Genomic DNA, 25,741 nt, shown 5'->3' on the forward strand with positions numbered 1-25,741 from the left:
CGCCGCGGTCCGGAGTCTGACGGCCGCCGATCCCGCTCTGCCGCTGTGGTCCGGGGGCCGACAGCGGCGCACCACCACCCCCCGACCGGCGGCCCCGACGCGCCGCCGGTCACCCCGGAAGGAGCACACCGGATGAGCACCGACTACACACCCACCGTCCAGGGGACGGGGGCGAGAGCCACCATCCAGCGTTTCGGCGGGCACCTCGCCGGAATGATCATGCCCAACATCGGCGCCTTCATCGCCTGGGGCCTGATCACCGCGCTGTTCATCCCCACGGGCTGGCTGCCCAACGAGACCCTGGCCGCCCTCGTCGAACCGATGGTCAAGGTCCTGATCCCGGTCCTGATCGGCTACACCGGCGGGCGGATGGTCCACGGCCAGCGCGGTGCCGTGGTGGGCGCGGTCGCCACCATGGGCGTGATCGTCGGCGCCGAGGTCCCGATGTTCCTCGGCGCGATGATCATCGGTCCGCTCGCCGCCTACCTGATCAAGCTGGTGGACGGCTTCACCCAGGACCGGACGAAGGCCGGCTTCGAGATGCTGGTGGACAACTTCACCGCGGGCATCGTCGGCGGCGCCATGGCGATCCTGGGCGTCCTGGGCATCGGCCCGGTCATCCAGACGGTGACCAGGGCGGCGGGCGAGGCGGTCGGCTGGCTGGTGGGCAACAACCTGCTCCCGCTGGCCTCGGTCCTGATCGAGCCCGCCAAGGTCCTGTTCCTCAACAACGCCATCAACCACGGCGTGCTCAGCCCGCTGGGCGTGGCCGAGGCCGCCGAGAGCGGCAAGTCCATCCTGTTCATGCTGGAGAGCAACCCCGGCCCCGGTCTCGGACTGCTGCTCGCCTTCCTGTTCTTCGGCCCCCGGGCGCTGCGTCCCAGCACCCCCGCCGCGATGATCATCCACTTCTTCGGCGGCATCCACGAGATCTACTTCCCGTACGTCCTCATGAAGCCGCGCCTGATCCTCGCGGTCATCGCCGGCGGCGCGGCGGGGGTCTTCACCTTCATCGTCACCGGCGCCGGCCTGGTGGCCCCGCCGTCCCCGGGCAGCGTCTTCGCCTACTTCGCGGTGACCCCCAGGGGCGGCTGGTTCTCCTCCGCGGCCGGGATCGTCGTCGCCACGATCGTGTCCTTCGCGGTCGCGGCGGTGCTGCTGGGCTTCGGCCGGGGCGAGAAGGACGCGGACCCGGGCGCGGACCCCGGCACGAACGCGGATCCGGGCACGGAGGCGACCGTTCCCGCCACCTCATCCGCCACCAAGGAGGCATGACCCATGGCCGGCATCGACGGCAAGGACATCCGCAAGATCGTTGTGGCCTGCGACGCGGGCATGGGCAGCAGCGTCATGCTCGCCACCCAGGTCCGCCGCCAGCTCAAGGGGGCGGGGGTGGAGGTGGTGCACACCCCGGTCAACTCCATTCCCGGCGACGCCGACGTGGTGCTCTGCCACGCGGGACTGGCCGACCGCGCCAGGGCCGCGGCCCCGGGCACCGTACTGGTCCCCTTCCAGGTCTTCATCGGCGACCCCGCCGTGACGCGGCTCGTCGACACCATCAAGAAGGGCGGGACCGTCGGTGGCTGAGACGGCGCCCCTTCCCCTCGACCCGCGCGCCGTACGGCTCACCGCCTCGGCGACCGGCCGGGACGACGCGATCCTGCAGTGCGGCCGGGCACTGATGGAGGTCGGCGCGGTCGAGGCTCCCTACCTGGACGCCATGCTGGAGCGCGAACGCGCGGTCTCGACCTACATGGGCGAGGGGGTCGCGATCCCGCACGGCACTCTGAAGGCCAAGGAGGTCGTCAGGCACGACGCCCTCTGCGTGCTGCGCTTCCCGGACGGCGTCGACTGGGACGGCGAGCGGGTGACGGTGTGCGTCGGCATCGCCGCCCGCGGCGACGGCCATCTGCGGCTGCTCTCCGCGCTCGCCCGGATCCTGATGGACCCCGAGCGCGCCCGTGCGCTCCGCGAGGCGGATGAGGTCGCCGAGGTGCTGCGCCTGCTGGAACCGATCGAGGAGGAAGAATGAAGGTCGCCCGTTTCCACGCTCCCGGTGACATCCGGGTCGAGGACGCCGACGAACCCGTCGCCGGGCCCGGGGAACTCAGGATCCGCGTGCGCAACTGCTCCACCTGCGGCACCGATGCCAAGATCCTCAGGTACGGCCATCACCACATCAGGCCGCCGAGGGTCATGGGCCACGAGATCGCCGGGGAGGTGGTCGACGGGACGGGCGACTGGGCGCCGGGCGACCGGGTGCAGGTGATCGCCGCCATCCCCTGCGGCCGGTGCGGCGAGTGCCTCCGGGGACGGATGACGGTCTGCCCGAACCAGGAGTCGATGGGCTACCACTACGACGGCGGCTTCGCCGAGTACATGGTGGTGCCCGAGAAGGTCCTGGCCGTGGACGGCGTCAACCGCATCCCCGAAGGGGTCGGCTTCGCCGAGGCGTCGGTGGCCGAGCCGCTCGCCTGCGTGCTCAACGGCCAGGAGCTGGCCCGGGTCGGCGAGGGCGACGACGTGGTGGTCATGGGCTCGGGTCCCATCGGCTGCCTCCACGTACGGCTGGCCCGCTCGCGCGGAGCCGCCCGGGTGTTCCTCGTCGACGTCAACGCCGGACGGCTGGAGGCGGCGGCGTCGCTGGTACGGCCGGACGCCGCCGTGCACAGCGGGGACGGCTCCGGGGACGTGGTGGACCAGGTGCTCAAGCTGACCGAGGGCCGGGGCGCCGACGTCGTCATCACCGCCGCGGCCTCCGGCGCGGCCCAGGAGCAGGCGCTGCGGATGGCGGCCCGGCAGGGGCGGATCAGCTTCTTCGGCGGCCTGCCCAAGGACGATCCGATCATCCGGTGCGACTCCAACCTGGTGCACTACCGGGAGCTGACCATCGTCGGCGCCAACGGATCCAGCCCGGCGCACAACGCCCAGGCCCTGCGGCTGATCGCCGACGGGAAGGTCCCCGTCGCGGATCTGATCACCCATCGGCTGCCGCTCCCGGAGGTCCTCGACGGGATCGGCATCGTCAGCCGCGGCGAGGCGATCAAGGTCACCGTCGAGCCCTGACCGACCCTGACCGACCCGACCGACCCTGACAGACACCGACCGACACCGACCGACACCGACTGGCCCCGATCGGCCTCGGCCGGCTTCGGCCTGCCCCGGCCGGAGCGGTCGGTCTCGGTCCCGGCCCACACCGTGCCCCCTCGACCCGGCCGGCCGCCCCTTGGCCCCGGCCGGCGTTTCCCCGCCCCCGCCAGAGAGGAAGTCCGGACATGCCGGAAAGGACAGTCGTCATCGCCTCGCGTACGGGTCTGCACGCCCGGCCCGCCAAACTCTTCGTCCAGGCCGCGGCGGCGCAGGGGGTGCCGGTGCGGATCCGGCTCGGCACGGGCAAGCCCGTACCCGCCACCAGCATGCTCGCCGTGATGGCCCTCGGAGCGGGACACGGCGCCGAGGTCGTGCTGGAGGCCGAGGGGCCGGGCGCGGACGCCGCGCTCGACTCCCTGGCCGGGCTCCTCTCCCGCGACCTCGACGCCGAGGAGGCGCCCGATGCCTGACCCGACGCCCGCGCCCGTCCCCGTACCCGAGACTCCCGTATCCGTACCCGGGACGGCACCGGTCCCCGGGAGGACGGACGAGGCCGGGACGGAGAGCGGTACGGCGGCCGTGACCGGGCCGGCGGCGCCCGGTGGACTCGCGTCCGGGACGTTGCGCGGGCTGGGCGTCGGTCCCGGACGGGCCGCGGGCCCGGTCTTCCGGATGGCGGGCCCGCCTCCGCTCCCCGCCCCGGTCCGGGGCGCCGACCCGGACCGGGAACGCGGTGAGGCGCTGCGCGCGCTGGCGGCCGTCGCCTCGGAGCTGGAGGGCCGGGCCGCGGTCGCGTCCGACCCGGCCGCGAGCGCGATCCTGGAGGCGCAGTCATTCATCGCCGCCGACCCGGGCCTGCTGGAGTCGGTGGAGGGGAACGTCGCGGTGGGGATGGACGCCGCCCACGCCGTCGACGCCGCCTGCGCCGGCTACCGGGAGGCGCTGCTGGCGGCCGGCGGCCTGATCGCCGAGCGCGCCGCCGACCTCGACGACATCCGTAACCGGGCCGTCGCCGAGGTTCTGGGCCTCCCCGTGCCGGGCGTCCCCGATCCCGGCCACCCGTTCGTCCTCGTCGCCGACGACCTCGCCCCCGCCGACACGGCGGGACTCGACACCGGCACCGTGCTCGCCCTGGTCACCGAGCGGGGCGGGCCGACCAGCCACACCGCGATCCTCGCCCGCGCGCTCGGCCTGCCCGCCGTGGTCTCCTGCCCGGGTGCCATGAGCATCGGCGAGGGGACCCGGGTGGCGGTCGACGGGACCACCGGGGAGGTCCGTACCGGCATCGGGGAGGAGGAGGCCGCGGAGATACGGCGGCGCGCCACCGCCGACCGTCTCCGGCGGGCCGCGAGCGGCGGCCCCGGCCGGACCGCCGACGGCCACCCGGTCGAGCTCCTGCTCAACATCGGCTCCGCCGCCGACCTGAGACCGGAGGCGGAGGCCGAGGGGGTGGGGCTCTTCCGCACCGAGTTCCTCTTCCTCGACCGCAGGGAGGCACCGGGCTTCGACGAGCAGGTCGCGGCGTACGAGGAGGTCTTCCGGGTTTTCCCGGGAGGGAAGGTCGTCGTCCGCACGCTCGACGCGGGGTCGGACAAGCCGTTGCCGTTCCTCGGGGTGGGCCGGGAGCCCAACCCCGCGCTGGGCGTCCGGGGACTGCGCGTCGCGCGCGGGCGGCCCGCCGTACTAGACGTCCAGCTCGACGCGATCGCCGAGGCGGCCCGGCGGTGCGGCGCGGAGCCGTGGGTGATGGCGCCGATGGTCTCCACCGTGGCCGAGGCGGACGACTTCGCCGGGCGGGCGCGGGCGCGGGGGATCACTCGCGTCGGAGCGATGATCGAGGTCCCGGCCGCCGCGCTCCGGGCGGACCGCCTGCTGGAGCGGCTCGACTTCCTCAGTATCGGCACCAACGACCTCAGCCAGTACGCCTTCGCCGCGGACCGCCAGCACGGCGAGCTCGCCGACCTGCTCGACCCCTGGCAGCCGGGGCTCCTGCGGCTGGTCTCCGAGTGCGCGCGGGCCGGGCGGGCGGCGGGCAAGCCCGTCGGGGTGTGCGGGGAGGCCGCGGCCGACCCCCTTCTCGCTCCCGTGCTGGTCGGGCTGGGCGTCACCAGCCTGTCCATGTCGGCGCCGGGCGTCGCGCAGGTCCGGGACGCCCTGGCCCTCCGCTCCCTGGAACGCTGCCGGAACGACGCCCGGACCGCCCTGGAGGCCGACGACCCCGCACAGGCCCGGCAGGCGGTCGCCGCGGGCGGACCGCCGTGAACCGATCACCCGGCCGGTCGTCGCCCCAGCGGGAACGCGGCGACGGTGTGCCAGGAACCGGGTTCCCACGAGCCGCTGATGAGCAGGACGTCCTCGACCGCGGCCCGGATCGGCAGATGCGCGGAGACGGTCCGGGCGGCCCGGCCGAGGACGTGCCCGGGGGCGTCGTGCCCGACGGTCAGATGCGGCACCGTGTCGGCGTGGACGCCCTCGTAGGGCGGCGCCTCCGGAAAGCGCCGCCACACCGCGGCGGTGAGGTCGCGGAACGGGCGATCGGGCCGCGGGGCGAGCCACACGACCGACTCGCCGAACCAGGAGACGTGGGTGAAGACGACGTCGAAACGCGGGACGGCCGCGATCGTGCCGGTGAGGGCGGCGAGCACCTGAGAATCGATCCGTCCGGGCGGGAGGAAGGGGTAGAGCACCGTCACGTGGGCCGGCACGCCCCAGGCCGCCGAGGCGTCGAGCGCCGCCCGGAAGGGGCCCACCGCCTCCTCGGCCTCGGGTATCGGCACGACGAGGGCGGTCTGGGTCGGCTCCATGGCCTCAGTCTCCGGCCACCGCGGGCGGCGATCCACCTGATTTTCCACGTCCGCTGGAGCGGACGGCGGACCCGCGTCCATCACCCGATCGGGTGGCGGGACTCGCGGAGACGGGCGGCCGGTCAGGGTCGTGGCGATGCCGATCCACGGTGAGGCTCCGCAGAACGGAACCTAACGCGCGGGTGCGGACGCCTCGCGGGCGGAGACGAGGACGTCGAGGATGGCTCGCGTCTGGGACCAGGGGACCGGGCTCGGAGCGCCCTTGATCATCGCGAGGAACGCCTCGATGACGCCCTCGTAGCCGAGGTCGCGCGCCGGTGTCGCGCCGCCCTCGATGAGGACGGACTCACTGCCGTCGCGCCGGTGGAGCACGATCTCGTACGACTCGGTGTCCGACACGCCCAGGACCTCGACCGTTCCCGGGACGCCGTTCGCCCAGCGCATCGCGAGCACCCCGGTGTCCTCCGAGCGCAGCCCCTCGTACGCGCGGATCGACCCGGCGGCGCCGGCGAGCCGTACGTCGGGCCCGAGCAGTGCGACGAGCAGCTCCACCCCGTGCACGCCCATGGTGACGAGCGTGCCGCCGCCCTCATCGGGCGTGTCCTGCCAGGGGTTGTAACCGGTGGCCCACAGTCCCACGTCGTGCCGTACGGTCGCCCGGACCGCGAGGACACCCGTGAGATCGACCCCGGCGGCGGTGAACGCCGGGGCGAAGCGCAGCACGGACGTGGACATGACCCGGTCGGCGACCGGCGTCACCAGCCGGTCCACGGCGTCGAGCTGGGCGCGGGTGGCCGCGGCGGGTTTGTTGACGAAGACCGGCGCGCTCGTGTCCAGCACGGCCGCGAGCGCGTCCGGCACCCGCGGTCCCGGGACGGTCAGCACGACACCGTCCGGCCGGGTGGCGAGCAGGTCCGTGAGGCCGCCGGACACCGTCGCCCGCGGGTGTTCGTCGGTGAACACCCGCAGGCGCTCCGGATCCGGCTCCCAGACCACCAGGTCGGCGTGGCGCCCGAGACTGCGGGCATCGGCGTACGGGTGGCTGGTGGCCAGACCGGCCAGGGCGATGAGCACGGGACTCAGGATAGAGGAGGCGTCACGGCCGGTACCGGTACAGGCGGGGCCCCTCGGCGAAGTGGACGTCACCGGAGGAGTGCACCGCCAGGTGCTGGAACGCGCCCTTCTTCAGCGTCACGTGCCTGCGGTCGCGCGGGTCGAGTGAGAACAGCTCCCGGCCCGCGTGGGTGCCGTACAGCAGCCGGTCGACCGGGTCGAAGGCGAGCTGGCCGCCGGCGCTCCGGCTGTCCGACAGGGTGACGCGGCCGATGACGCGGCGCGCGCGCACCTCGACCGAGAAGACCTCGCCGCCCGCGATGCCCCACAGGCGACCGCGGTCGTCGAAGGTCAGCGCGGGTATGGCCGGTTTGCCGGGCGCGGGGACGATGTCCCACAGCAGCCGGTTCTCCGCGACCGACCAGGCGAAGAGCCGCGCCTCGGTCTGGGTCGGCTCGGTGGCCGACTGGCCGCCGTAGATGGAGGTGCCGCCGTAGAGGACGCCGTCGCGGTAGGCGAGGGAGACGATGCTCTGATCCTTGATCAGGTCGCGTTCGGTGTGCTTGAGCCCACCGGTCACCGGATCCCAGATGGCCAGGACGCCGCCGAGCCGCCCCAGGTCGGGCATGGTCCCGGCCGCGAGGTAACGTCCGGCCGAGGCCAGCGCGCGCGGGCGGATCTGCTTGTCCGCCGCGAAGTCGAACAGCCGGGCCGGGTTGGCCGCCGGGCCGGGTTCGGGACTCGGCGAGTACTCGGTGCTGTTCCACGGCAGCGCCGGGTCGTAGGCGTACACCCGGGCCTGGGGGTAGGCGCCGACGTAGAGCTTCCCGGCGTGGGAGGTCATGGCCTCACTCTGGGAGAAGGTGTGGAACTCCTCCCGCGCCCCCGTCGCCGGGTCGAGCGCGGCGAAGCCGCCGTTGAGGAAGCCGCCCGTGTAGACGCGCCCGTCCGGGCCCTCCGCGATCGCGGTGATGTCGATGGGCTCGCCGGGGATGTCCGTCTGGACGAATGACTTCGCCCCGGTCTGGGGGTTGTACCGGAACTCCAGGCCCCGCCAGAGCAGGCCGACCAGGCTCCTGCCCGGGTAGCCGTCGATGCCGAGCTCGGCCCAGCCGATCCCGCGGCTGTTGGCGACCCGGCCGGTGATCGGCATCCCGGTGGAGGTGACGGCGCGCGTCGCCGGGTCGTACCGGACGAGCTCGCCGGACTTGACGAGGTAGACCCCGCCGCGCTCGTCGGGGGCGGACACGTCCAGGCCGTGCGCCGCGTCGAGAGTGTCGGTCCACGCCCCGGCCGCGAGGTCGTACACGCGCAGGGAGCCGGGTGACGCGTCACCGAACCGGACGTAAAGATGATCACCGCTGACGTTCACGTCGTACGCCCACTTGCCGGCCGGGTCGAGGCCGTCGGGGGTGGGCAGGCCGCGAACGCTCCCGGTCGCGGCGTCCACCGCGAGGACCGCGGCCGGAGCCTCGGTGCCCACGTAGATCGTGCCGTCGTGTACGGCGATGCTGCGGGTGTAGTCGTGGGTGGGCGAGAGCCTGCCGTAGTCGCGGAAGCCGGTCGCGGGGTTGTAGGCGAACAGCCGCCCGCCGGGCGAGGTGCCGCCGTAGACGGTGCCGTCGGGTCCGGCCGCGAGGGACCAGACGAAGTCATCCGACGCGATCGGGCGGCCGAGGTCCCGGACCCCGCCGGCCTCGGTCCACCGGTAGAGCCGGCCGTCGCCGTACGAGCCGACGTAGACGTCCCCGGCGGGGGTCGCCTCGACGGCGTAGGAGCCGCCCGCGCCCGGCAGGTCGTAGCGGGCGAGCACCTCGCCGGTCGCGGGGTCGACCGCGTTGAGCCGGGCGGGGGTGCCCGAGGACGCGCTCCACAGCACGGTCCGGCCGCCCGGCCCGGGGGCGACCGTCCCGCCGATGAGCAGGACGTCCTGGAGGGGGACGCCGAGGTCCTCGATCGTCCCCGCGCCGGCGGCGGGGAAGGCTGGCGAGGCCGGGGAGGCCGTGAGCATCCCGGCCGCCAGGAGGCAGGCGAGCAGGGATCTCCAGATGCGGTTCATGTTCTCCGTCCGGGGGGTGTCAGCAGAGACGGTAGGTGTGGAAGTTCTCGTTGCGCGAGAGGTACATGTGTCCGTCGGGCCCCTTGAGCAGGAGCGAGATCGGGCGTGCGCTGAGGGTGAAGGCGAGGGTGGTCCGGTCGATCCGGTAGGCCTTGCCCTGGGCCTTGCCGTAGAGGCGGCCGTCGGAGCCGAGGGTGATGGCGGTGTCGAGCCAGACCTGGGTCTGGGAGCCCCACGCGTAGGTCTGGTGCCTGGCCGTACGGAGGGTCGTCCCGGTGGCCGGGTCCATCTCGAAGACCGCGTCGGGGGTCAGGCCCCACAGCATGCCCCGGTCGTCGAAGGTGATCGAGCCGAGCGCGAGGTCGCCGGGGACGGGTGCGGTCCGCCACAGCACCTTGTCGGTGGCGATGTCGTAGGCGAAGACGTACGCCGCCGTGTCCTGTGGCACGCCGGTGGCGCCGAAGGCGGAGGTCGCGCCGTAGAGGACGCCGTCACGGTAGGCGAGGCCGATGACGCTGTGACCCGGGACGATGTTCCGCCTGATGACGGCCTCGCCGGTCTCCGGGTCGAGCAGGCCGAGCGCACCGCCCACGGTCCCGGCCTTGGGGACGGTGCCGAAGGCCAGCCGGTCGCCCGCCGAGACCATTGCGAACGGGCGGTCCTGTTCCTGGCCGGCCAGGTTGAGCAGGAGACGGGGCCGCGAGCCGTCCCATTCGTAGATCCGGGCCCACGGGTAGACGCCCAGGTAGAGCTTGCCCTTGTGGGTGACCATCCCCTCGCTCTGGCCGACGTTGGGCCAGAACTGCGACTCCCCGGTGGCCGGGTCGTAGGCGGCCAGGCCGCCGGTGAAGAAGCCGCCGGCGTAGATCCGCTGGTCCGGTCCGGCCGTCATGGAGCGGATGCTCACCGGCTGCCCGGTCAGCGTGGCGTCCAGCAGCTCGCCCCGGCGGGTCTTCCGGTCGTAGTGCCAGATGCGGCCGGTCGAGCCGGTCCCGATGAGGGTGGTGCCGGACCAGCCCAGGACCCTTGCCGCGCCGCCGCCGAAGTCGGTGAAGCCGGTGCGGGTGATCTTCTCGGTCTTCAGGTCGTAGGCGACGAGTTCGTCGTGCTGGACCAGGTAGACCTGGTGGCCGTGCCGCCCGCCGCCCACGGTGAGGCTGTCGACGTCGTCCACCAGGTCGGTCCAGGCGCCCGAGGCGAGGTCGTAGACGCCCATCGGGTTGCCGTCGGTGGAGGTGGCGAACCGGACGAGCAGGTGGTGGCCGACGACGTCCAGGTCGTAGGCGGTGCCGTGGCCCTCGATCGGCGGTTCGATGACGGCGGTGGTCGTGCCGTCCCTGACGACGGCCACCTTCATGCTCTGCGCGCCGACGCCCGCGTACACCGTGCCGTCCTCGCCGACGGCCAGGTCGCGGACGTACTGCTCGCCGGGGACGGGGCTGCCGAGGTCGGTCGTCTCGCCGGTGGCCGTGTCGTGGCGGAAGAGCCTGCCGGAGGGCGAGGTGCCGCCGTAGACGGACGTGCCGTCGGCGGCGACCGTCCAGACGAAGGTCTCGCCGGCGAGCGGGACGCCCAGCTCGCTGACCGTCCCGGTGTCCGGCGCGTACCGGAACAGCCGTCCCATCGCGTTCGCCGCCGCGTTGTACGAGCCGACGTACACCGAGTGGTCGGGCGCGACGGTCACGGCCCACGAGCCGAGCGCCAGCGGGAGCGGGCGCTCGGCGACGAGGCGGCCGTCGAGCGCGTCCCGGACCCCGAGGATCGCGGGCCCGGACGCGCTGGAGGTGACGGAGTAGACGCGCGGACCGCCGGGCGCGTCCGGGTCGTAGGCGGCGCCCGCGGTGGTGGCGCCGCTCAGCGGGAGCCTGCCGAGGGTGGTGAATCCGCACCCCGTGGGCGGCGCGGCGGCCGCCCGGGCGGGGGCCGGTGGGCTGAGCGGGGACAGAGGGGAGATGGGGGAGAGCGGCGTGAGCGCGAGGACGAGCGCGAGCGCCGCGGCCCGCCCCGCGCGTGATCGGAAAGCCGGCATGCGGTTCTCCTTTTCCGGTGAGGGCACCAGAGGGCGCCGGGGGAGTGTCCTGCCGGTGGCGGGCGGGTTCCCGCCCCCGCCCGGCCGCGCCGGCGTCACGTCAGCACCTTGTGCAGGGCTTCGACGAGGTCGGCGGGGTCGTCCATGAGCATGTTCTGGCGGACCCAGACCACGGTCCGGGCCGCCTCCTTCGCGGCCGGGCAGGGCTCGGCCCGCGCCGCGTGGAGGGCGTCCAGGGTGCCCAGGGGCGGGTATCCGGCCTCCAGCGGCACGCCCTCGGCGGCCATGGCGGCCAGCAGCCGGGCCCGGTCCACCGACGGGTCGTGGCGGAGCATGAGGAGGTGGCGCGAGTCGCGGGTGGTGCCGGGCGGTGCGGGCACCGCGCTGACGGGCAGGCCGGTGAGGTCGAGCGCGCGGCAGAACGCCTCCCGCCGGTCGATCTCCGCGTCGAGCCGGTCGAGCCAGGGCAGCAGGAGGGCGGCCTGGATGTCCGTCAGCCGCAGGTTCCAGCCGACGGCGGGATGGCCGTACCATTCGCCGCCGAGGGCGCGGCCGACGTTGCAGGCCGACCAGATCGCCGCGTGCGCCGCCGCGTCGCGGCAGACGATGAGACCGCCCTCGCCGGCGGTCATGGCCTTGCTCGACTGGAAGCTGAACACCCCGGCGTCCCCGAGACCCCCCACCGGCCTGTCGCGGTATTCCGCGCCGTGGGCCTGCGCGGCGTCCTCGATCACCTTGAGTCCGTGCCGGGCGGCCACCGCGGTGATCTCGTCCATCTCCGCCGGGCCGCCGGCCAGGTGCACCGGCATGACCGCGGCCGTCCGGCCGGTCACGGCGGCCCCGACGGCGGCGGGGTCGAGGCGCAGGTGCCCGGGGTCCACGTCGACGATGACCGGGGTCGCGCCGGTGAGCAGCACGGACGTGGCCGAGGCGACGAAGGTGTACGCCGGGACGATCACCTCGTCCCCCGGGCCGATCCCGAGTCCCCTCATCGCGGCGAACAGGCCGAGGGTGGCGTTGCCCACCGTGACGCCGTACGGGACGCCGGACCGGCGGGCGAAGGCGGCGGCCAGCTCGGCGCAGACCGGGCCGCCGCCCCACCGGCCGCTGTCGAGCACCTCGGTCACCAGGGCGCGCTGCCGGTCGTCGAGGGGCGGCGGCCACTCGGGCCAGGGGCGGGTGCGGACGGGGACGCCTCCGTCGATGGCGGGTTTCACGGCTGGTTCCTCCCGAGGACGCGTGCGAGGTTGCCGCCGAGGACGCGCGCCCGGTCGTCGTCGGTGAGCGGTGCGAGGGCGGCCCGTCCGAAGCCCTGCCGCAGGTCGAGGAAGCAGGCGTCGGAGCCGTAGATCACCCGGTCCGCCCCGGCCAGCTCGACGAGCCGGGCCGTCCAGCGGCCGGTCATCTTGGAGCCGCAGGTCTCCAGGTAGAGGCTGGGATGTTCGGCCGCGATGCGGGCCGCGCGGGCGAAGCCGTACGGGTGGAGCCCCGCGTGCCCCATCAGCAGCGGGACCCGCGGGTGTCGGCGGGCGACGGTGCCGAACCGCTCCGGGTCGCTCCACGGCGAGTCCGTCTGGCCGTGCGCGAGGACCGGCAGGCCCAGCTCCCAGACGGGTTCGTAGCGCGGATCGTCCAGGCGGCACTGATGGACGTCCGGGTGGAGTTTGATCCCCCAGATCCCCGGGGAGCCGACCGGGTTGCGCCGGTGCGGGTTGTAGACCTCCCAGACGCCGAAGCGCCCGGGGTGCGCGGCGGCGGCCTCGAAGGCCAGCCGGTTGCCGGTGACCGGGTCGGGGCCGACGGCGAGCAGATGACTGACGCCGATGGCGTCGATGCCGAGGCGGTCCATGAGGCCGACCATGCCGTCGGCGGACGGGTCGGGGATGAGGAAGTCGGGCCAGGTGCCGAGGTGCCCGTGGGCGTCCAGGATCATCGGCCCGCCTCCCCGAGCAGATCGCCCCCCGCGGCGATCAGGGCCACGTCGTCCGGGGGGAGGTCCAGGTGGTCGAGGAGGAGACGCGGGCCGCAGTCGTCCATGACGGGCGCCCCGGTGCCGAAGACCAGGCGGCGCGCGCCGAAGCGCTTTGCCAGCCACTCGACCCCGCGCTGGGTGTTCACCGTGCCGATCTCCAGGTAGACGTTGGGGGCCTCCGCCATCAGTTCGGCGACGGCGCGGAGCCGCCGGTAGCCGGGATTGAGGATCAGGAGTTTCGGGACGTGCCGTGAGACCTCGCGGAGCTGGGCCGGGGACGCCTCCTCCAGGTCGACGGCGACGGGAAGCCCCAGGACGTCCAGCCAGCGCCGCGTCGTCGGCCCGGTCACGTCGAACCGGTGCCGTTCCGGGCAGAGCCGGACCATCGGCACGTCCCACATCGGCGGCTGCTCCGTCGCCATCGGCACCAGCACCGGGACGGGGAGGAGCCGGGGGTCGTCCAGCGCGCGGAGCGCACGGTTTCCGTCCTCGGGGTCGCTGTACAGGCTGAGCGTGTGGGTCACCAGGGCGCGGTCGATGCCCAGCCGGTCCATGTCGGGCCGTGGGTCCGCCGGCAGGTCGTCGAACGGCACGGGTCCTATGAGCCGGTGGGCATCGATCACTAGTTTCGGTACGGGCCGAAACATGGATCAGTGTTCCGCGACGGTCAGGGCCGGGCGGCGCGGGTCGAGCGTCACCTTCGCCAGGTCCCGCCCGACGAGCGTCCAGGCGTCCCAGGAGCCGGGGGCGAAGTGGAGCTGCGGGTTCGTGTACCACTCGTCGCCCAGGCCGGTGGCCAGGAGCGTGGCCGTGCCGCCCAGCTCGTACGCGTTGCCGCCGCCGAAGAAGGTCTGCGCGAAGACCCGCCCCCGGTGGACGGTCAGCTCGCCGTACCCGGACAGCGTGCCCCGGTGCCTGATCGTCCGGTCGGCGAGGTCGAGCGCGATCCAGGTGCCGGAGTTCCGCTTGTACAGCGCGTACAGCAGCCCGTCGTGGACCTTGACGTCCTGGATCGTGCGGTTGCCGGCGAGCGGTTCCGCCTCCCACAGCACCGTACGGCTGCGCAGGTCGAACGCCGCGACCGAGGCCGACGTCCGGACCGGGGGCGTGCCCCCGCCGCCGAGCACGTCGCCGCCGAGGTAGACGACGCCTGCCTTGGAGTCCACGCTGAGGCTCATCAGGCTCTCGTCGCGGATGACGCCGACGTAGACGTCCATCTTCCCGGTGTCGGGGTCCACCACCGAGAGCGCGCCCTCCAGGGCGGCGCCCAGCGGAGCCGAGGCGACGAGGAGTCTGTCGGTCACCTCGTCGTACTCCAGGTCCCACGGCCGCTGCTGCCCGTGTCCGAGGAAGCCGAGGCTGCGGACCGAGTCGTCGCGGAGGCCGATCGAGATGATCTCCCCGCTGGGGTACATCGCGGCGTAGATCTTGTCGCCGCGCCGGACCAGGTCCTTCGGCTCGCCGGGCACCCGGAAGCGCCGCTTCTCGCCGGTGCGCAGGTCGCGGACGTCCATCCAGAAGTGGCCGCCGACGTAGAGCGCCCGGTTCGGCACGAGCAGCATGCTCTGCGGCCGTTCCGCGCCGGCCGGCAGGCCCGCCTCGATCAGGTCGGTGAACTGCGACTCCGCCGTGGACAGGTCGAGCCGCCACATGCCGCCGCTGCCGGCGAAGCCGGTCAGCGTCCGCCCGTCGAGGACCAGCCGCCGGGTCTCGTCGCGGAGCGAGGGCGGCTCGGCGATCTTCGTGACCGCGCCGTCCCGGTAGGCGTGGACGGCCCCGTCGGGGCGGGAGGTGAGGTAGACGGTGCCGTCCGGCGCGACGGTGAGCGCGTCGAAGCTGCTCAGGCCGGTGTCGACCATCCGGGTGTCCGTGCCGTCCCCGCGCGTGTCGATCAGGACGCCGCCGCTCGCGGCGTACACGCGGTCGCCGCCGAGGGCGATGGCGCCGATGCCGGTGGGGCCCTGGGCCAGTTCCCGGACCGCGCCGGTGGCCCGGTCGATCGCCATCAGCCTGCCCTTGTCGAGGAGCCCGGCGTAGACGGTGGTGTCGTCCGCGGCGACCGCGCGCACGTACCGCTCACCGGCGGCGAGGACCCCGAAGTCGCGCACGGCGCCCGTCGAGGGGACGTACTCCCAGACCCGTCCGCCGGGATAGGTGCCGAGGTAGAGGGTGCCGTCGGGGGCGGCGGCGAGGCTCCAGACGTAACCGCCGTTGGCGCCGAACGAGCGCAGGCGCGCCACCTCGCCGGTCGCCGGGTCGAAGCTGTAGAGATCGGGGACCGGATAGGTGCCGATGTAGACCTTGCCGCCGGAGACGGCGGTCGCCCACCCTCCCTCCGGCTCGCCCGCCGCGGGGCCGTCCGGCAGCGTGGCGGTGCGGGTCACCTTCCGGGTGGCCAGGTCGATCTCCGCGACCACCGGCGGCTTCTGGCCGCGCGTCACGACGTACGCCTTGCCGTCGGCCACGGCGGCGCCCACGATCGCGCCGGTCAGCGAGGCGGGGCCGTAGGTCTCGTACGCCGGGGTGTCGCGGTCGGCAGCGGAGGCGGGCTGGGCCGCCATCGGAAGTAAGGCCGCAAGCAGAGCCAGTACGACCGCGCGGGCACGGATCATGGCCACACCTCCACAGGTGCTCACTCTTGCCGAATAATGGTCCAGACCGTAACCTTTCCCGCAAGCTCGGTCAATGGGCTGACCGTTTTGCGGTCGCGCCCGTATCCGAAGGGACCCCCCGTATGCTCCCCCGTCGCAGATTCCTCCAGGTCGCCGCCGCTTCGGCGGCCGTCGCCGCCTCCCCTCTCGTCCCCGCCTCCGCCGCGCGTGCCGCGGCCGGGGACGTCACCGACCTCGGGCCCGCCAGCGTGGCCAGCCCGCTCGGCAACGGCGTCTTCGTGGGCGGCGTCCTGTACGTCGGCTCCCGCGGCCTGTCACCGAACGTGGTCGGCGCCTACGACCTCGCCTCCGACAGGATCGTCGCGCACTACGAGATCCCCACGGGGATCGGCGTCTGGGCCATGTGCGCCTCCGGCACCGACGTCTACGTCGCCACCCACGTCCGCTCGGACCTCTACCGGATCGACACGCTCACCGGGAAGGTCACCAAGGTCGGCGAGTATCCCGACCACTACGTCTGGACCATGGCCGCCGCCCCCGACGGCAAGGTCTACCTCGGCTGCTCCGAGCCGGGCCGGGTCTGGGAGTACGACCCGGCGACCGGGAAGAGCCGCGACCTCGGACAGCCCGCCCCGGGCGAGGCGTACGTGCGCAGCATCGCGGCCGACGACAGGTACGTCTACTGCGGGATCGGCTCCCACGCCCATCTCATCGCGATCGACCGGGCCACCGGCGAGACCCGCGACCTGCTCCCGGCCGAGGTCGCCTCCCGCGACTGGGTGGCCAGCATGTCGATCTCGGACACCCACGTCGCGGGCGGCCTGAACTCGCTGGCCGAGCTGCTCGTGCTCCGCAAGGACGACCCTTCTGACCACCGCGTCGTCAAGGCCACCGCGGCCGGCGAGAAGTACACGGTCGCCGTGCTGATCCACGAGGACTCCGTCTACTTCGCGGGACGGCCGACCGGCACGTTCTACCGCTACCGCCTGGACACCGGCGTCCTCGACGTGCTCGGCGTGCCGTACTTCGAGGCCGCCACGCACCGCATCCTCGCCTACGAGGGCAGGATCTACGGGGTCCAGGACAACGCCGTCTTCGTGTACGATCCGGCGACCGGGGACATCGAGTACCGCAACCTCGTCCAGCGCGGCCTGCGCGCCGCCCCCGAGGAGCCCATGTCCGTGCACAGCGACGGCCGCCGGGTCTACGTCGGCGGCAAGAGCGGCGCCGACGTCCACGACCTCGCGACCGGCGCCGTCACCCGGCTCGGCATCCCCGGCGAGCCGAAGACCCTGGTCACCGTACGGGACCTGACCTACCTGGGCGTCTACACCCAGGCCGCGCTCTACGCGCACCGCGCGGGCGACCCCGAGCCGGACCTGCTGCTGCGCGCCGGCAACCAGCAGGACCGGCCGCGCGACCTCGCCTACGACGAGAGGACCGGGCTGATCGTCATGCCGACGCAGCCGGAGCCGGGCCACGAGAACGGCGCGCTGACCCTTTACTCGGTGAAGGACGGCACCCACGTCACGTACCGGCCGATCGTCGAACGGCAGACCGTGTACGCGGTGACGACCCGGCGCGGCGTCGCCTACCTCGGCACCCAGACGCAGGAGGGCCTCGGGCTGCCGCCGGTCACCACCACGGCCCGGCTGGCCGCCTTCGACCTGACCTCCCGGAAACCGCTCTGGCAGGTCGAGCCGGTGCCCGGCGCGCCCGGCATCACCGGGCTCGACAGCACACCCCACGCCCTGTACGGCATCACGCGCGGCGGCCTGCTGTTCGAGTACGACCTGCGCCGCAAGGCCGTGACCCGCACCCTCCAGGTGAGCGCCCGCGGCGGCGACCTGCTGATCGTCGGACGCACCGCGTACACCGGGGACCGGGACGCCGTGTACGCGGTCGACCTGGACCGCTGGCGGGCCGCCGCGCTCGTCACGGGCCTCGCGGGAGAGTGGTTCGGCGGTGAACCCAAGCTGGCCCTCGACCCCTCCCACCGGGCGCTGTACTCGATCAAGGGCCGTAACCTGATCCGGATCGCCATCTGAGGGGTCCCCGGGCGACCGGGGTCCAGGGCATCCAGCCTCCGGGACGGCCGAGTTCCGAAGCAGCCGAGTTTCCGAGGAGAGAGACGTGTTCGACGCCCGCAGGCTCATCGACGGGCTGGAGGTGACGCTCGACGCCGACGTCCTCGCCGGGGCCTACCCGGACCGGGACGTGCCCGAGCCCTGGCCGGACCTCCTCGCCGGGAACGGCATCCGGGCGGGCGCCGTGGCGAACCTGCGGGCCGCGCTGTTCGACGTGGTCTCGGGCAACGACGAGATCTCCGGCCTGGCCGCGCCGCACGTGCCGGTCGGCGTGGTGGACCTGCGCGACCCGCTGCGCGCGGCACGCGAGCTGGAGCGCCTGGCCGGGGCAGGACGGCGGGCCGTCCGGCTGTTCCCGGACGAGCAGGGCGTCGAGGCGGGATTCCCGGGCGTCCGGCACGTGGCCCGGCGCGCGGCGGCGCTCGGGCTGACGGTCCTGACGGGCGGCGACGTGCGGCGCTTCTGGCAGCCGTTCGCCGGGCTCGGCGGAAACGTCGTCTTCCTCGACACGCACTTCTACCACCTGGGGGACTTCCTGGTGGCGGCCGCCGACGAGCCCGGCTTCCACACCTCGACGCGCCTGCTCAACTCCCCCGACGCGCTGGAGACCGTCGCCGCCGAACTGGGCGCCGACCGGCTGCTGTTCGGGTCGCGCGCGCCGTACTACGAGCCGGCGGTCCCGCTGCTGCGGCTGGCGACCGGCGGGCTCAGGCCGGAGGAGGTCACGGCCGTGGCCGGGGAGAACGCGCGGAGGCTGCTCACATGATCATCGATGTCCACGCCCACTGGGGCCCGTGGTTCTTCACCATGGACGTGGCCGGGGCCACCCTGCCCGCCATGGACCGCTACGGCATCGACCTGGCCGTCGTCTCGGCGAGCGAGGCCGTCATCTACGACGCCCCGGCGGGAAACCGCGCGCTGGCCGAGGCCCTGCCGGACCGCTGCTACGGCTACGTCACGGTCAACCCGCGCCGCCTGGCCGACGCCGAACGGGACCTGCGGACCCACCTCCCCGGGGGCCGCTTCGTGGGAGTCAAGATCCACACCGACTACACGGGCTCCCCGGTGACCTCCCCGCAGCTGCGCGACGCCCTGGAGCTCGTCGCCGCCCACGGCGTCCCCGCGCTGGTGCACACCTGGGGCACCTCGGTGCTCGACCTGGCCCGGCTCTGCCTCGACATCCCGGGGCTGCGGGTGATCGCCGGTCACATGGGCGCGGACGGCTTCCGCCACGCCGTCGAGGCCGCGCGCTCCTGCGACCGCCTCTACCTGGAGCCGTGCTGGTCCCACTTCCCCGCGGGACGCATCGCCGAGGTGGCCGCCGCGGTGGACCCGCGGCAGCTGCTGTTCGGCACCGACTCGACGCTCATCGACCCCGCCTCCGCCTACGGCTCGGTCGCCGCGGCGAGCCTGCCCGCCGACGTGGCCGAGCTGGTCGCCTGGCGCAACGCGGCCGGTCTGTTCGGCCTGCCGGTCGGCTGATCCGTCCCGTCCCGTCCCGTCCCGCCCGCGCCGGCCGGTCACCGGCGGAGCCGCCCGGCGGCCCCCAGCACCGCCGCGCGCTCCCCGGCCGGCAGCGGCGGCCCGTACGGGTCCACGGCATGGGACTCGGGGACGCGCCCCTCGGCGGCGGCCAGCCACAGCATGCGCTGGACGTACCCCTCCACGGGCTCGGCGAAGGTGACCTCGGCGAGCCGGTCCAGCCGTCCCGACGCCTCCTCGAACGCCCGCAGCCCGGAGCCGCGGTGGGCCCGCAGCACGTCCGCCGTCACGCCGACGCTCGCCGCCGCGACGCCCACGAGCGCCGCCTGCGCGCCCCAGAGCAGGGAGGGGCCGAACATCCGGTCCTCGCCGGTGACCGCCAGGCGGCCCGCCTCGCGGGTGAGGGCGATGGTCCGCTGGCATCCGACGGCGTCCGCCAGCAGGGCCGTCTTGAGCCCCGCCACCCCCGGATGCGCCAGCAGCTCGCGTATCGTGTCCTCCGGGCACGGCATCGTGTAGAGGTCGAAGGCGATCATCGGCAGGCGGCCCGCCCGCCAGACCGCGTCGTGCAGCGCCACCCGGTCGTGCGCGGACGGGAACACCAGCACGCCGGCGGCCCCCAGCTCCGCGGCCACCCGCGCCTGCTCCGCCGCGACGGAGGGGCCGGCGGGCCCGGTCGTGTCGGCGGGGCCGGCGGGGTCGTCCGAGCCGCCCACCCCGACCAGCACGGGGACGCCGAGCGTGACCGCACGGCCGATCACCGCGGCGCGGACCTCCGGCGTCAGGTACGGCCCGCGCCCGGTGTGGGCGAGCACCGCGAGGGCGGACGCGCCGTCGGCCACCAGGCCGGTGAGATAGCGCGAGACGACGTCGAGGTCCACCTCACCGGACGCCGTCATGGGGGTGGCCGCGGCGGCGATCAGCGCGCCCCGCAGCCGATCCCGGAGGTTTCGGGCAGAGATGTCCACCCGGGAGAGCTTATTTCAGCCCGGTCATCGCGATGCTGTTCACCAGGTAGCGCTGCAGCAGGAAGAACACCAGCAGGCACGGCACCACGGACACCGCCGCCGACGCCATGAGCACCGACAGCTGCACCTCCTCGGTGCGCAGCGTGGACAGGCCCACGGTCAGCGTGCGGGTGGCGTCGCTCTGCCCGACGACCAGCGGCCACAGGAAGTCGTTCCAGTGCCACAGGAAGACGAAGACGCCCAGCGTGGCCAGGACCGGCCTGGTCAGCGGCAGCACGATCGTCCAGTAGACCCGCCACTCCGAGGCGCCGTCCACCTTGGCCGCCTCGAACAGCTCGTCCGGCAGGTCCAGGATGAACTGCCGCATCAGGAACACGGCCTGCGCGTTGGCCAGGGTCGGCACGATCAGGCCCCAGAACGTGTCCACCCCGTCCAGGCTGTTGACCAGCACGAACGTCGGGATGAGCGTGGCCTGGAACGGCACCATCATGGTCGCCAGGAACGTCCAGAACATCGCCTCCCGCCCGGGGAAGCGCTTCTTGGCGAAGGCGTACCCGGCCATGGACGAGGTCAGCAGGATGACCACCACGGAGACCACGGCGTAGACCAGCGAGTTGACCGTCCAGGTGATGAACCCGGACGACTCCAGCACCCGCGTGATGTTGTCCAGGGTGAGCGACGAGGGCCACTGCCGCGGCAGGGTCGGCCGGCCGGCCGGGGACAGCGCCACGACGAGCATCGCCACGAACGGGCTCACGGTCAGCACCGAGAGCACCGCGAGCAGTGCCGCCAGCGGCCACCCGGTCCGCCAGCGGCGCCTGCGGGCCGCGCGGGCGGTCCCGGCCTCGGTGACGGGACGTGCGGCGGTGAGCGTCATGTGTTCCCCCGGTCCATGAAGCGGCGCTGGACCAGCGAGACGCCCAGTACGATCGCGAACAGCACCATGCCCCACGTGGCCGCGTAGCCGAAGTCGAAGGACCGGAAACCGAGGTCGTAGATGCCGTAGATGAGTGTGTAGGTGGCCCTGGCCGGGCCGCCGCCGGTCATCACGTACACGGTGTCGAAGGTCTGGAACGCGCCGATCGTCTCGATCACCATGACGAAGAAGATCGTCGGTTTGAGCAGGGGGAGCGTGATGCGGCGGAAACGCTGCCACGTGCTCGCCCCGTCGACCCTGGCGGCCTCCAGATAGGAGGACGGGATCGACTTCAGCCCGGCCAGCAGGATCAGCATGGAGTAGCCGAAGCCCTTCCACACCGACACCACGGCCAGTGCGGGCAGGACCAGCGACGACTGCTCCAGGAACATCGCCGGGCCGAGCTCGGCCCGGGCCAGCAGGCCGTTGATCAGCCCGTCGAACTCGTAGATCCACCGCCAGATGACGCCGGCGAGCACGAAGCTGGTCACGTACGGCAGGAACAGCATGCCGCGGAACAGCCCGCGCATGAAGACCACCTTGTTGAGCAGCAGCGCCGTGCCGAGCGCCACGAGCAGGGTGAGCGGCACGTAGATCACCGCGTACACGAGCGTGACCCGGAGGCTCAGCCAGAAGTTCACGTCGTCGAACAGCCGGGCGTAGTTGTCCGCGCCGATGAAGTTCCACTCGCCGCCGATGTTCCAGTCCGTCAGGCTCATCCCCGCCGCGCCCAGCGACGGGAAGATCCGGAAGATCAGGAAGAGCACGAGCGCGGGCAGCACGAACAGCAGTCCGGCGACCGGGTCACGCAGGCGATGACGCACCAGAATCCCTTTCCTCGCTCAGCTGCCGCCGAGCAGTTGGTCGGCCTCCTTCGCCGCCGCGTCGAGCGCGGTCCTGGCGTCCTCCTTGCCGAGCAGTGCCGCCTGGATGTGCGGGGCGAGGACGCCCATCACCTGGCGGGCCTTGGGGTGGGTGTCACCGGGGAAGGCGTACTGCAGGGACTTGGCGAACTCCTTGGAGGACTCCGTCTGGCCGGGCACGGTCACGTCCGTGCGCGCGGGGAAGAAGCCCGACTCCTTGGCCAGTTCGGCGGTCACCGCGGGGGAGGCGACGTACGCGGCGAACTTCTTGGCGGCGTCCTTGTTCTCGGAGTGCCTGGCCAGCACCAGCGCGCCCGGGATGCCGAACGCGATCCGCTTCCTCCCTTCCAGGGGCAGGCCGATCCCGACGTTCTCCGCGCCGATGGCCGTGCCGAGCTGGTCGGCCTGGAGCGCGGTGGCCGCGTGGTACATGGCGGTCCTGCCGCTCGCCAGCGCGCCGCCCTCGATGTCGTTGCCCTTGCTGGCGGTGTTCTCCGGCAGGCCGCCCGCGGCCTTGAGATCGAGCAGGAGCTGCAGGCTCTCCACGCCCTCCGGCCCGTTGAACGCGACGGATTTCCCGTCGGCGGCGAAGACCGTACCGCCGTTGGCCCACAGGAGCGGGTAGAAGCTCTGGTTGAGGCTGACCTCGGGCTTGCCGGGGTAGTCGAGCACGGCGACCTTCTGTGCGGCCAGCTTGGGGGCGGCCGCCTTCAGCTCGGCCAGCGTCTCCGGCGCCTTGTCGACGCCGGCGTCGGCGAACAGCTTCTTGTTGTAGATGGGGGCGGTGATCGTCTGGTAGATCGGGACGCCGTACAGCTTGCCGCCGACGGTGAGGCCGGTGAGCGCGTTCGGCAGGTAGGCGGCCTTGTCCGGGGCGACCACGTCGTCGACCGCCTCGATCGTGCCCTGCTCGGCGTACTGCGGAAGCTGGTCGGGGCCGAGCACGACCAGGTCGAAGCCCTTCTTCGAGACCAGCGCCGTGGTGACCTTCTCCTGGCGGCCCTCCCACGGCTGCTGGTCGATCTTGACGTCCACCGTGGCGTTCGCGGCCTCGAAGTCCTTCTCGACCTTGCTCCAGAACGCCTGGTTCTTCGCCTGGTCCGAGATCACCGGGTACATCCACAGCGTCACGACGCTCTTGTCCGATCCGCTGCCGGCTCCGCACCCGGCGGCCGCGAGGCTCAGCGCGGCGGCGACGCCGGCTGCCGTTGCCTTCTTCATCGGCGGCCTCCTTTCCACTTAATACCGGTCCCGGTTAATACCGGTCCCGACCGAAACCTAGTAAGGCCTCGTCCGGCGGTCAATAGGTGATACATGACCGTAACTACGGTCACGCCCGGAACTTCGTCATTTCTTGGATGATCAGATCGACGTGCTCGGACGTGTAGTTCTCGTTCCAGTCGATGACCAGCAACGTACGGTCCACCATGGCCTCGGCCCGCGGGCAGGGGTTCGGCTCGTAGCCGTCCAGGGGGTAGCGGGAGGCGCCGTAGATCGGCGCGTCCCACACCGGCGCCCGGTTCAGCGGTTCGGCGAGGTAGCCGGCCCGCGCGGGGATCCCGGCCGCCGCCAGATGCGCCGCCAGCTCGGGCGCGTCGCCGCCGGGGCACACGACGGGGAAGAGCCACCAGGAGTGGCCCTCCGGGCGCGGCGGCCGTACCCCCGCGAGGCCGTCCAGCGCCCTGAGCAGCCGTCCGGCGGTGCGGCGGCGGTCGGCGACCACTCCGGGGAGCTTGGCGAGCTGGGCGCGGGCCACGGCGGCCTGCAACTCGGTCATGCGGTAGTTGAGCCCGAAGGCGGCGTGCGACCTCCCGGTCGCGCGGTCCCAGCCCTTGTCGGCGAAGAGCCGCATCCTTCTGGCCAGCCCGTCGTCGTCGGTGATCGTCACCCCGCCGTCCCCGCAGGTGATGTGCTTCCACTGCTGCAGGCTCAGGCAGCCGACCTGGCCGGCGGTTCCGGCGAGCCCTCCGCCGGGGAGCTCGGTCAGCCACGCCTGCGCGCAGTCCTCGATCAGGGTCAGGCCGTGCTCGTCGGCGAGCGCGCGCAACTCACCCACCCTCGCGGGGGCGCCGAACAGGTGGACGGCCATGATCGCCCTCGTCCGGGGGCCGATGAGCTCCGCCACGGCCGCCGGGTCGAGGTTGCCGTCCGCGGGATCCACGTCGGCGAAGACAGGGACGGCGTTCTGCGCCAAGATGGGGGCGACGGTCCCGAAGTCCGTGATCGGGGTCGTTATGATCTCGTCTCCCGGGTCCGGCGCGGCCGCCACGATCGACAGGTGGAGGGCCGCGGTGCCGGAGCTGCAGGTGATCGCGTGGCGGGAGCCGTACATCCGCGCGATCTCGCGCTCCAGCGCCCGCGCCTCGGTGCCCCAGACGGAGTTGAGCATGCCGGAGCGGATCACGCGTTCGGCGGCGGCCACCTCCTCGGCGCCGAGCGTGCGGCCGTCTGCCTCGGCCATGGAAGGAAACTTCACGGAACACCTCACACGATAAGATTGCGGTCGGGGCCGAAACAGGAGAAGGAGACGCGATGGGGACCGTCATCGGGGTCGTCGGCCCGCACGACCTGGTCGACGACGTGGCGGCCGTCTGCGAGGAGCAGCCCGGCGTCAGCACGCTGCGTCTCGACTACGACCATGAGTCGCAGGCGCCCGCGATCGTCGAGGCGCACGCCGCCGCGGTCGAGGGATGGCTGTTCACCGGCATCGTGCCGTACATGCTCTCCCGGGACGCCGAGGTGCTCACCCGTCCCGCCGAGTTCGTCGACTATCTCGGCGCGACGCTGCTCAGCGCCCTGGTGCGCCTCCAGCACGAGGGCCAGGACGTCACCCGCCTGTCGATCGACACGCTGTCCACCGCCGAGGTCAACGCCACGTTCGCCGAGGCCGGACTGCCCGCCGGCGAGGTGCGCACGCTCCCCTACCGGCCGAAGACGACCTCCCAGCAGGCCGTCGCCTTCCACCGGAAGGGCCCGGCGCACGCGGTGATCACCTGCCTGAGCTCCGTGCACGAGGCCCTCCGCGACGAGATGCACGTGCTGCGCCTGGTGCCGTCCGTCCACTCCGTCCGGGTGGCGCTGCGCCAGCTCCTGCTGAGCGCCGAAGGGCAGGCACAGGAGGACGCGCAGATCGCACTCGGCCTCGTCGAGGTGGAGAACGGTGAAGGGCTGCTGCGCGAGGCCGCGGCGCTCGGCGGCACGCTGGCGGCCTTCCGCGGCGGCACGCACCTGCTGGTGACCACCCGCGGCCCCCTGTACGAGGCCACGGGCGGTTTCGCCGGACTGCCCATGCTGACGCGGCTCGCCACCGACAACGACATGGTCCGTGTCGGTTTCGGCCTGGGCCGTAGCGCGGCGGAAGCGGAGAGCCTGGCCCGCCGCGCGCTGGCCCGGGCCCGCCGGATAGGGCCGGTGGCCGCGGTCCTGTCGCTGCGGGCCGACACCGACATCGTGCTGGAGTCGGCGCCGGTCGCCCGGGCGGAGGAGCAGAGCCTGTCGGTGATCGCCCGGCGGGTGGGACTGTCGATCTCCACGCTGGAGAGACTCCAGGAGGCGCGGACCGCCGCGGGGAACGAGCCGCTGACGACGCGAGAGATCGCCGACCGCCTCGCCGTCCAGCAGCGCACCGCCCGCCGCATGCTGCACCGCCTGGAACTGGCGGGCCTGGCGGAGCGGACCGGCAACCTCAGCAGCGGCTCCAGCGGACGCCCCCTGACCCTCTACCGCCTCACCCTCTGACCGGGCGGACGGGGACACCGGCCCGCCCCGCGAGCGGACGGCCGTGGAGCGGAGGGGGGCCGAGCGGG

23 protein-coding genes are annotated in these 25,741 nt (G+C 73.3%); 10 read left to right on the forward strand and 13 right to left on the reverse strand.

All coding sequences use genetic code 11. From position 1 onward, the window contains the following. The first annotated feature begins 132 nt into the window (after nt 1-132). From mtlA to ptsP, 6 genes are all read left to right on the forward strand, one after another. Nucleotides 133-1,275: a mannitol-specific PTS transporter subunit IIC gene (mtlA, locus tag ACFYSC_RS34520; protein ID WP_389969918.1), complete on the forward strand. Its 1,143-nt coding sequence runs from the start codon at nt 133-135 to the stop codon at nt 1,273-1,275. A 3-nt stretch (nt 1,276-1,278) separates the two neighbouring features. Continuing rightward, nucleotides 1,279-1,587, forward strand: a complete 309-nt coding sequence (locus tag ACFYSC_RS34525) for a PTS lactose transporter subunit IIB (RefSeq protein ID WP_189250402.1) — start codon at nt 1,279-1,281, stop codon at nt 1,585-1,587. Continuing rightward, nucleotides 1,580-2,032, forward strand: coding sequence for a PTS sugar transporter subunit IIA (locus ACFYSC_RS34530; protein ID WP_389969921.1), 453 nt, complete (start codon nt 1,580-1,582; stop codon nt 2,030-2,032). The genes ACFYSC_RS34525 and ACFYSC_RS34530 overlap by 8 nt, the downstream gene beginning before the upstream one ends. Then, nucleotides 2,029-3,066: a zinc-dependent dehydrogenase gene (locus ACFYSC_RS34535; RefSeq protein WP_389969923.1), complete on the forward strand. Its 1,038-nt coding sequence runs from the start codon at nt 2,029-2,031 to the stop codon at nt 3,064-3,066. The genes ACFYSC_RS34530 and ACFYSC_RS34535 overlap by 4 nt, the downstream gene beginning before the upstream one ends. Before the next feature lie 209 nt (nt 3,067-3,275). Next, on the forward strand, nt 3,276-3,560 hold the full coding sequence (locus ACFYSC_RS34540) for an HPr family phosphocarrier protein (protein WP_362943271.1): 285 nt from the start codon (nt 3,276-3,278) through the stop codon (nt 3,558-3,560). Nucleotides 3,561-3,669: 109 nt separating this feature from the next. Further along, nucleotides 3,670-5,352 (forward strand): phosphoenolpyruvate--protein phosphotransferase, encoded by a 1,683-nt coding sequence (gene ptsP / locus ACFYSC_RS34545; RefSeq protein WP_389970013.1) that lies wholly within the window; start codon nt 3,670-3,672, stop codon nt 5,350-5,352. A gap of 5 nt (nt 5,353-5,357) precedes the next feature. Here the strand turns inward: ptsP and ACFYSC_RS34550 are convergent, their stop codons facing one another. The 8 genes from ACFYSC_RS34550 to ACFYSC_RS34585 form a co-directional block, all read right to left on the reverse strand. Next, entirely contained in the window at nt 5,358-5,894 is a 537-nt protein-coding gene (locus ACFYSC_RS34550) for a 2'-5' RNA ligase family protein (protein WP_389969925.1), read from the reverse strand. A 171-nt stretch (nt 5,895-6,065) separates the two neighbouring features. Further along, nucleotides 6,066-6,968: a Gfo/Idh/MocA family protein gene (locus ACFYSC_RS34555; protein WP_389969927.1), complete on the reverse strand. Its 903-nt coding sequence runs from the start codon at nt 6,966-6,968 to the stop codon at nt 6,066-6,068. A 22-nt stretch (nt 6,969-6,990) separates the two neighbouring features. Next, nucleotides 6,991-9,006 carry a PQQ-binding-like beta-propeller repeat protein gene (locus ACFYSC_RS34560; RefSeq protein ID WP_389969929.1) on the reverse strand — a complete coding sequence of 672 codons (2,016 nt, stop codon included), beginning with the start codon at nt 9,004-9,006 and terminating at the stop codon, nt 6,991-6,993. A 19-nt stretch (nt 9,007-9,025) separates the two neighbouring features. After that, nucleotides 9,026-11,035 carry a hypothetical protein gene (locus ACFYSC_RS34565; protein WP_389969931.1) on the reverse strand — a complete coding sequence of 670 codons (2,010 nt, stop codon included), beginning with the start codon at nt 11,033-11,035 and terminating at the stop codon, nt 9,026-9,028. Between the two features lie 95 nt (nt 11,036-11,130). After that, nucleotides 11,131-12,252, reverse strand: a complete 1,122-nt coding sequence (locus ACFYSC_RS34570) for a DegT/DnrJ/EryC1/StrS family aminotransferase (protein ID WP_389969933.1) — start codon at nt 12,250-12,252, stop codon at nt 11,131-11,133. Then, the gene (locus tag ACFYSC_RS34575) at nt 12,249-12,968 is read right to left on the reverse strand and encodes an amidohydrolase family protein (RefSeq protein WP_362943289.1); all 720 of its coding nucleotides are present in this window, start codon (nt 12,966-12,968) and stop codon (nt 12,249-12,251) included. The genes ACFYSC_RS34570 and ACFYSC_RS34575 overlap by 4 nt, the downstream gene beginning before the upstream one ends. Beyond that, the gene (locus tag ACFYSC_RS34580) at nt 12,965-13,600 is read right to left on the reverse strand and encodes an amidohydrolase family protein (protein WP_389969935.1); all 636 of its coding nucleotides are present in this window, start codon (nt 13,598-13,600) and stop codon (nt 12,965-12,967) included. The genes ACFYSC_RS34575 and ACFYSC_RS34580 overlap by 4 nt, the downstream gene beginning before the upstream one ends. A gap of 57 nt (nt 13,601-13,657) precedes the next feature. Then, nucleotides 13,658-15,568: a PQQ-binding-like beta-propeller repeat protein gene (locus ACFYSC_RS34585; protein WP_389969937.1), complete on the reverse strand. Its 1,911-nt coding sequence runs from the start codon at nt 15,566-15,568 to the stop codon at nt 13,658-13,660. A gap of 173 nt (nt 15,569-15,741) precedes the next feature. Between ACFYSC_RS34585 and ACFYSC_RS34590 the strand changes: the two genes are divergently transcribed. From ACFYSC_RS34590 to ACFYSC_RS34600, 3 genes are all read left to right on the forward strand, one after another. Further along, the gene (locus ACFYSC_RS34590) at nt 15,742-17,667 is read left to right on the forward strand and encodes a hypothetical protein (protein WP_389969938.1); all 1,926 of its coding nucleotides are present in this window, start codon (nt 15,742-15,744) and stop codon (nt 17,665-17,667) included. Nucleotides 17,668-17,752: 85 nt separating this feature from the next. After that, nucleotides 17,753-18,472: an amidohydrolase family protein gene (locus ACFYSC_RS34595; protein WP_362943302.1), complete on the forward strand. Its 720-nt coding sequence runs from the start codon at nt 17,753-17,755 to the stop codon at nt 18,470-18,472. Next, entirely contained in the window at nt 18,469-19,188 is a 720-nt protein-coding gene (locus ACFYSC_RS34600) for an amidohydrolase family protein (RefSeq protein ID WP_389969939.1), read from the forward strand. The genes ACFYSC_RS34595 and ACFYSC_RS34600 overlap by 4 nt, the downstream gene beginning before the upstream one ends. Nucleotides 19,189-19,226: 38 nt before the next feature. Here ACFYSC_RS34600 and ACFYSC_RS34605 read toward each other — a convergent pair whose 3' ends face one another. The 5 genes from ACFYSC_RS34605 to ACFYSC_RS34625 all read right to left on the reverse strand — a co-directional run bounded on the left by ACFYSC_RS34605 (nt 19,227) and on the right by ACFYSC_RS34625 (nt 24,396). Next, a complete protein-coding gene (locus ACFYSC_RS34605; RefSeq protein ID WP_389969941.1) occupies nt 19,227-20,156 on the reverse strand; it encodes a dihydrodipicolinate synthase family protein in 930 nt (309 codons plus the stop codon). A 10-nt stretch (nt 20,157-20,166) separates the two neighbouring features. Next, entirely contained in the window at nt 20,167-21,033 is an 867-nt protein-coding gene (locus ACFYSC_RS34610; protein WP_362943311.1) for a carbohydrate ABC transporter permease, read from the reverse strand. After that, nucleotides 21,030-21,896 carry a carbohydrate ABC transporter permease gene (locus ACFYSC_RS34615; RefSeq protein ID WP_389969944.1) on the reverse strand — a complete coding sequence of 289 codons (867 nt, stop codon included), beginning with the start codon at nt 21,894-21,896 and terminating at the stop codon, nt 21,030-21,032. Before ACFYSC_RS34615 ends, ACFYSC_RS34610 begins: the two co-directional genes overlap by 4 nt. A gap of 18 nt (nt 21,897-21,914) precedes the next feature. Next, nucleotides 21,915-23,156: an extracellular solute-binding protein gene (locus ACFYSC_RS34620; protein WP_389969946.1), complete on the reverse strand. Its 1,242-nt coding sequence runs from the start codon at nt 23,154-23,156 to the stop codon at nt 21,915-21,917. Between the two features lie 109 nt (nt 23,157-23,265). Continuing rightward, nucleotides 23,266-24,396: a DegT/DnrJ/EryC1/StrS family aminotransferase gene (locus tag ACFYSC_RS34625; protein WP_362943320.1), complete on the reverse strand. Its 1,131-nt coding sequence runs from the start codon at nt 24,394-24,396 to the stop codon at nt 23,266-23,268. 71 nt (nt 24,397-24,467) lie between these two features. Here ACFYSC_RS34625 and ACFYSC_RS34630 point away from each other — a divergent pair, with 71 nt between their 5' ends. After that, nucleotides 24,468-25,673 carry a hypothetical protein gene (locus tag ACFYSC_RS34630; RefSeq protein ID WP_389969949.1) on the forward strand — a complete coding sequence of 402 codons (1,206 nt, stop codon included), beginning with the start codon at nt 24,468-24,470 and terminating at the stop codon, nt 25,671-25,673. Nucleotides 25,674-25,741 lie beyond the last annotated feature (68 nt).

Source organism: Streptosporangium sp. NPDC004379, assembly GCF_042873875.1.
Lineage (GTDB): Bacteria > Actinomycetota > Actinomycetes > Streptosporangiales > Streptosporangiaceae > Streptosporangium.

Coding starts and splice junctions, on each gene's coding strand:
- mtlA (WP_389969918.1), top strand. CDS start 133: ATGAGCACCGACTACACACCCACCGTCCAGGGGACGGGGGCGAGAGCC.
- ACFYSC_RS34525 (WP_189250402.1), top strand. CDS start 1,279: ATGGCCGGCATCGACGGCAAGGACATCCGCAAGATCGTTGTGGCCTGC.
- ACFYSC_RS34535 (WP_389969923.1), top strand. CDS start 2,029: ATGAAGGTCGCCCGTTTCCACGCTCCCGGTGACATCCGGGTCGAGGAC.
- ACFYSC_RS34540 (WP_362943271.1), top strand. CDS start 3,276: ATGCCGGAAAGGACAGTCGTCATCGCCTCGCGTACGGGTCTGCACGCC.
- ACFYSC_RS34550 (WP_389969925.1), bottom strand. CDS start 5,894: ATGGAGCCGACCCAGACCGCCCTCGTCGTGCCGATACCCGAGGCCGAG.
- ACFYSC_RS34560 (WP_389969929.1), bottom strand. CDS start 9,006: ATGAACCGCATCTGGAGATCCCTGCTCGCCTGCCTCCTGGCGGCCGGG.
- ACFYSC_RS34565 (WP_389969931.1), bottom strand. CDS start 11,035: ATGCCGGCTTTCCGATCACGCGCGGGGCGGGCCGCGGCGCTCGCGCTC.
- ACFYSC_RS34575 (WP_362943289.1), bottom strand. CDS start 12,968: ATGATCCTGGACGCCCACGGGCACCTCGGCACCTGGCCCGACTTCCTC.
- ACFYSC_RS34585 (WP_389969937.1), bottom strand. CDS start 15,568: ATGGCGGCCCAGCCCGCCTCCGCTGCCGACCGCGACACCCCGGCGTAC.
- ACFYSC_RS34590 (WP_389969938.1), top strand. CDS start 15,742: ATGCTCCCCCGTCGCAGATTCCTCCAGGTCGCCGCCGCTTCGGCGGCC.
- ACFYSC_RS34600 (WP_389969939.1), top strand. CDS start 18,469: ATGATCATCGATGTCCACGCCCACTGGGGCCCGTGGTTCTTCACCATG.
- ACFYSC_RS34610 (WP_362943311.1), bottom strand. CDS start 21,033: ATGACGCTCACCGCCGCACGTCCCGTCACCGAGGCCGGGACCGCCCGC.
- ACFYSC_RS34620 (WP_389969946.1), bottom strand. CDS start 23,156: ATGAAGAAGGCAACGGCAGCCGGCGTCGCCGCCGCGCTGAGCCTCGCG.
- ACFYSC_RS34625 (WP_362943320.1), bottom strand. CDS start 24,396: ATGGCCGAGGCAGACGGCCGCACGCTCGGCGCCGAGGAGGTGGCCGCC.
- ACFYSC_RS34630 (WP_389969949.1), top strand. CDS start 24,468: ATGGGGACCGTCATCGGGGTCGTCGGCCCGCACGACCTGGTCGACGAC.